The following is a 5,627-nucleotide window of genomic DNA, read 5'->3' as shown; positions in this document are numbered from 1 at the left end:
ACGCTATTCTTCATGGTTTTTCTGATATAGGGTGGGAGAAGTCTTTTGTCGTTTCTTATAATGATAATAATGAAATTGTAGGTGTATTAGGATTTGATATAGATAAGGTAAGCGAAAGTGCGGAGATTTGGGGGCCTTTTATTATAGCTTCGAATTGGGGAGAGATTGCTTTAAGTATGTGGAAGAAACTTATCGAGAAAATTCCACTTCATATTCAAAAGTTTCATGGATTTTATCACGTGAAAAATAGTAATGGCATCGACTTTATGAAATATTTACAAGCTAAAAAACAAGAGAAACATAGCGTTTTAATTTTAAAGAAAACTAATGTGGAGCAATGTACAATAAATCAAGTAGAGGAAGCATCTCAACAAGTATTTGAGCAGTTTATTGTTTTACATAATAATATTTTTCCTAATACATATTATGAAGGAAATGAAATCATTGAACGTTTAAGTGATACGAATAAATTATTTGTAAGTATGAAGAATGGTAAGTTAGAAGGTTATGTATATGTTGAAGTAAATCCGGAGTTTCATGAAGCGAATATTGAATTTATTGCAACCGCTGAAAATAGTAGAAGAAAAGGTGTCGGAGAGCGGATATTACAAGGGGCAATTCAGTATATTTTCTCCTTCCAAGGGATGAGAGAGATAGTACTATGTTTGAATACGAATAATGATCGTGCGATGAAATTGTACAAGAAAGTAGGTTTTGAGGAAAAAGCATGTTTACAACACTATATAATAGAGTGAAAAACCCATTCATATGAAAATGATATTTCATATGAATGGGTTTTATTACGGATTTAGAAGTGATTTGAGGCGCCAATCGTTACATAACCTTTTTTATTTTTTTCGGCACTTCTTTCGTTTGCAAATTAACATCTTCTTTTCGTAGCTCTTTAAAGAGTGAAGTAACCATAAGAACGACTACAATAGAAAATGGTAGCGCAGCAATTATAGCTGCGATTTGTAGTGCATTTAATCCTCCAGCTTGTAATAAAATAGCGGCAATTATCGCGATTGTTAATCCCCATATAAGTTTTAAACTATTTTTCGGTGATAAACTTCCGTTACTCGTTTGCATGGAAACAACAAATGTTGCTGAATCGGCAGAAGTAACGAAAAATGTGGCTACTAAAATTAACCCGATAATCGTTAAAAATGTAGAGAATGGTAGATGTGAAATAACAGCAAATAATCCAATCTCTGTACCATTTTTTGCAATTTCATCAGCTATTCCAAGCGATTGGAACATTTCCATATGGATTGCGGTACCACCAAATACTGCAAACCAAAATGTACAGATAAGAGTCGGGACTAATACAACTCCAAAAATAAATTCTCTTATTGTGCGCCCTTTAGAAATACGAGCGATGAATGTACCGACGAATGGAGACCAAGAAATCCACCATCCCCAATAGAAAATAGTCCAGTTTTCAATCCAAGAAGAAGATTTTTCATTAAATGCTCCTAAATTTAATCCCATACTAGGCAAAGCTCCAATATAAGAACCGAGTGTAGATGTGAAATATTTCATAATAAATACGGTTGGCCCTAAAAATAAAAAGGAGACGAGTAAAATACCTGCAAGAGAGAAATTTAAGTTACTCAAATATTTAATCCCACGATCTAAGCCAGTTTGTGCACTCGTTAAATATAAAACGGCGAAGATGGCGATAAGTACGAGCTGTGTAAGTAAAGTGTTATGAATAGAAGGGAATAAATAGCTTAATCCTCCAGCAATTTGTTGAGCACCAATCCCAACAGATGGCACAATGCCAAATACTGTGGCTAAAACAGCTAGAATATCAACTGTTTTTCCGATACGAGAATTTTTCGATCGATTAAATAATGGAGTAACTGTAGCCCCGATAGTGCTACCTTTTTGTTTGCGGAATGTGAAATATGCAATTGTTAAAGCAACCATTGCGTATAGTGACCACGGAAAGAGTCCCCAGTGGAAAAATGAATATTGCATAGCGAGTTTGGCACTTTCCTCTGTCCCCGCTTTTCCTGTTAATGGATCTGTAAAATGTGAAATCGGTTCAGCGATTCCATAAAAGAGGAGTCCAATTCCCATTCCTGCCCCAAACAACATGGATAGCCAAGATGGATAATTATATTTTGGCTTTTCTCCATCTTTACCAAGACGAATAGAACCGTACTTAGAAAATGCTAAATAAACAGCCAAAATAATCATTGTAGTCATAAGTAGAGAGTAAAACCACCCAAATTTATTGAGGATAAATGAGTTTAAAGAAGATGTAACACTTTGTAAATCGTAGCCTTGTATCCAACTTGCTGGGGTAATTCCCCATATAATGAATAATGTTGTTAGCAAGAAGGAGATATAAAATACACTGTTTTCTTTTTTTATCATAGAATCCCACCCTTATTTAATAAAGTTAACAATTATAATAATCATAACAATTAAGTTTTTAATTGTCAAAAAATTACCTTTTTATAATGTGAAAGGATGCAATTTGTTTTAGGGAGGTAAAGAGCAATGTGTTCACGATATGTACAAATTATAGGAAGAAATAATATGAAATATTGCATTTTATATTGTTACATCCAGATTTTATGTTAAATTCTTGAATGGAATATTAAAATAGGGGGCAAGGATATGAACAAGAAATCAAAGATCAATAAAGTGATGCTTAGCATTAGTACAATGGCTTTATCGTTAGGCGCACTTCAAACTCATGCAGCAGCGGAAGAAAAAGTACCGTATAACGTGTTGAAAACGAAACCGGTTGGAATTGAAAAGTCGGTAGATGAAGTTGGACATATTTCAAAAGTTGATGAAACTTTATCATTTCAAGAACGTTTAAAAGTAGGAGATTTTTCACAGCGACCAGCATCTATTACGAAGAAAACTGCAGTAAAGCAAGTTAAAGAAAGCTATTCAATGGCTGATTTAAACAAAATGAATGATCGAGAATTAGTTGAAACGTTAGGCAGTATTAAGTGGCACCAAATTACAGACTTATTCCAGTTTAATGAAGATGCAAAGGCTTTTTATAAAGATAAAGGAAAAATGCAAGTCATTATAGATGAATTAGCTCATAGAGGTAGTACATTTACAAAAGATGATTCAAAAGGAATTCAAACGTTTACTGAAGTGCTGCGTTCAGCTTTTTATCTTGCATTTTATAATAGTGAATTAAGCGACTTAAATGAAAGAAGCTTCCAGGATAAATGTTTACCTGCTTTAAAAGCAATCGCAAACAATCCAAACTTTAAGCTTGGTACAGTTGAACAAGATACAGTCGTATCTGCATACGGTAAATTAATTAGTAATGCTTCAAGCGATGTTGAAACGGTTCAATACGCATCGAATATTTTAAAGCAATACAATGATAATTATACTACTTATGTAAATGATCGAATGAAGGGACAAGCAATATACGATATCATGCAAGGTATTGACTATGATATACAGTCGTACTTAACTGAAGCTCGTAAAGAAGCGAATGAAACGATGTGGTATGGAAAAGTAGATGGGTTTATTAATGAAATAAATCGTATTGCTCTTCTAAATGAAGTAACGCCAGAAAATAAATGGCTTGTTAATAATGGCATTTATTTTGCTAGCCGTTTAGGGAAGTTTCATAGTAATCCAAATAAAGGATTAGAGGTTGTTACACAAGCAATGCATATGTACCCGCGCTTAAGTGAACCGTATTTTGTTGCGGTAGAACAAATTACAACAAATTATAATGGTAAAGATTATAGCGGGAATACAGTAGATTTAGAGAAAATACGTAAAGAAGGAAAAGAGCAATACTTACCAAAAACGTATACATTCGACGATGGATCAATTGTGTTCAAAACAGGAGATAAAGTATCAGAAGAAAAAATTAAGAGACTATATTGGGCTGCGAAGGAAGTAAAGGCACAGTATCACCGTGTAATTGGAAATGACAAAGCGTTAGAGCCAGGAAATGCGGATGATGTATTAACGATCGTAATTTATAATAGTCCAGATGAATATCAGTTAAATAGACAATTGTATGGATATGAAACAAACAACGGTGGAATTTATATTGAAGAGACAGGTACATTCTTTACATATGAGCGTACACCAGAGCAAAGTATTTATAGTTTAGAAGAGTTATTCCGTCATGAATTTACTCATTATCTGCAAGGGAGATATGAAGTTCCTGGTTTATTTGGAAGAGGAGATATGTATCAAAATGAAAGGCTAACTTGGTTCCAAGAAGGAAATGCAGAGTTTTTCGCAGGATCTACTCGTACGAATAACGTTGTACCAAGAAAGAGTATAATTAGCGGATTATCATCTGATCCTGCAAGCCGTTATACAGCAGAGCGTACACTATTTGCTAAATACGGTTCTTGGGATTTCTATAATTACTCGTTCGCATTGCAGTCTTACTTATATACGCATCAGTTTGAAACATTTGATAAAATTCAAGATTTGATTCGTGCGAATGACGTGAAAAATTATGATGCATATCGTGAAAATCTAAGTAAAGATCCTAAGTTAAATAAAGAGTATCAAGAGTATATGCAGCAGTTAATTGATAATCAAGATAAATATAATGTACCGGAAGTAGCAGATGATTATTTAGCTGAACATGCACCGAAATCGTTAACTGAAGTGAAAAAAGAAATTAGTGATACGTTGCCTATGAAAGATACAAAAATGACAAAACATAATTCTCAATTCTTTAATACATTTACATTAGAAGGTACGTATACAGGTAGTGTCACAAAAGGTGAATCAGAAGATTGGAAAGCAATGAGTAAAAGAGTAAATGAATCTTTAGAACAATTGGCGCAAAAAGAATGGAGTGGCTACAAAACTGTTACAGCATACTTCGTCAATTATCGTGTGAATAGTTCAAATGAATTTGAATATGATGTAGTCTTCCATGGAATCGCAAAAGATGATGGAGAAAATAAAGCTCCAACGGTTAATATAAATGGCCCTTATAGCGGTCTTGTAAAAGAGGGAATTCAATTTAAAAGTGATGGCTCAAACGATGAAGATGGAAAAATTGTTTCTTATTTATGGGAATTTGGAGATGGAAGCACAAGTGCAGAAGTGAATCCAGTACATGTATATGAAAGAGAAGGTTCTTATAAAGTATCGTTAAGAGTAAAAGATGATAAAGGCAAAGAGAGCAGAAGCGAAACAACTGTTACGATTAAAGATGGAAGTTTAACAGAATCAGAACCAAATAATCGTCTAGAAGAAGCAAATCGTATCGGGCTAAATAGTACGATAAAAGGCAGTCTTATTGGCGGGGACCACACTGATGTTTATACATTTAATGTAGCATCAGCGAAAGATATCGACATTTCTGTTTTAAATGAGTATGGAATTGGGATGACATGGGTACTTCACCATGAATCAGATATGCAAAATTATGCAGCTTACGGTCAAGCCAATAGGAATCATATAGAAGCGAAATTTAATGCAAAACCAGGCAAGTATTACTTGTATGTATATAAATATGATAATGGCGATGGAACGTACTCATTATCAGTAAAGTGAACTTTAATCAGTGGGAGTCTTACTGCCCGTTAACGCGGGGGAAAATAAGTGCTTTTCCAATGTATGTTTAACTTTACTTTTTGTGGAAAATAGTATAT

3 protein-coding genes are annotated in these 5,627 nt (G+C 33.9%); 2 read left to right on the top strand and 1 reads right to left on the bottom strand.

From position 1 onward, the window contains the following. Positions 1 to 755, top strand: a 755-nt coding sequence (locus ABWK52_RS19485; RefSeq protein WP_353772084.1) for a GNAT family N-acetyltransferase, incomplete at its 5' end; no start/stop codon positions are given. 79 nt (positions 756 to 834) lie between these two features. On the opposite strand, the gene opuD is transcribed toward ABWK52_RS19485, so the two are convergent. Beyond that, positions 835 to 2,385, bottom strand: coding sequence for a glycine betaine transporter OpuD (gene opuD, locus ABWK52_RS19480; protein WP_000591580.1), 1,551 nt, complete (start codon positions 2,383 to 2,385; stop codon positions 835 to 837). 246 nt (positions 2,386 to 2,631) lie between these two features. On the opposite strand from opuD, the gene colA reads away from it, so the two are divergent. Next, positions 2,632 to 5,529 carry a collagenase ColA gene (colA, locus tag ABWK52_RS19475; RefSeq protein ID WP_098541014.1) on the top strand — a complete coding sequence of 966 codons (2,898 nt, stop codon included), beginning with the start codon at positions 2,632 to 2,634 and terminating at the stop codon, positions 5,527 to 5,529. Positions 5,530 to 5,627 lie beyond the last annotated feature (98 nt).

The sequence above is a fragment of the Bacillus sp. AP50 genome, assembly GCF_040492675.1.
GTDB lineage: Bacteria > Bacillota > Bacilli > Bacillales > Bacillaceae_G > Bacillus_A > Bacillus_A cereus.
The sequence above is the reverse complement of the archived record's forward strand: the minus strand, read 5'-3'. Positions and strand labels throughout refer to the sequence as shown.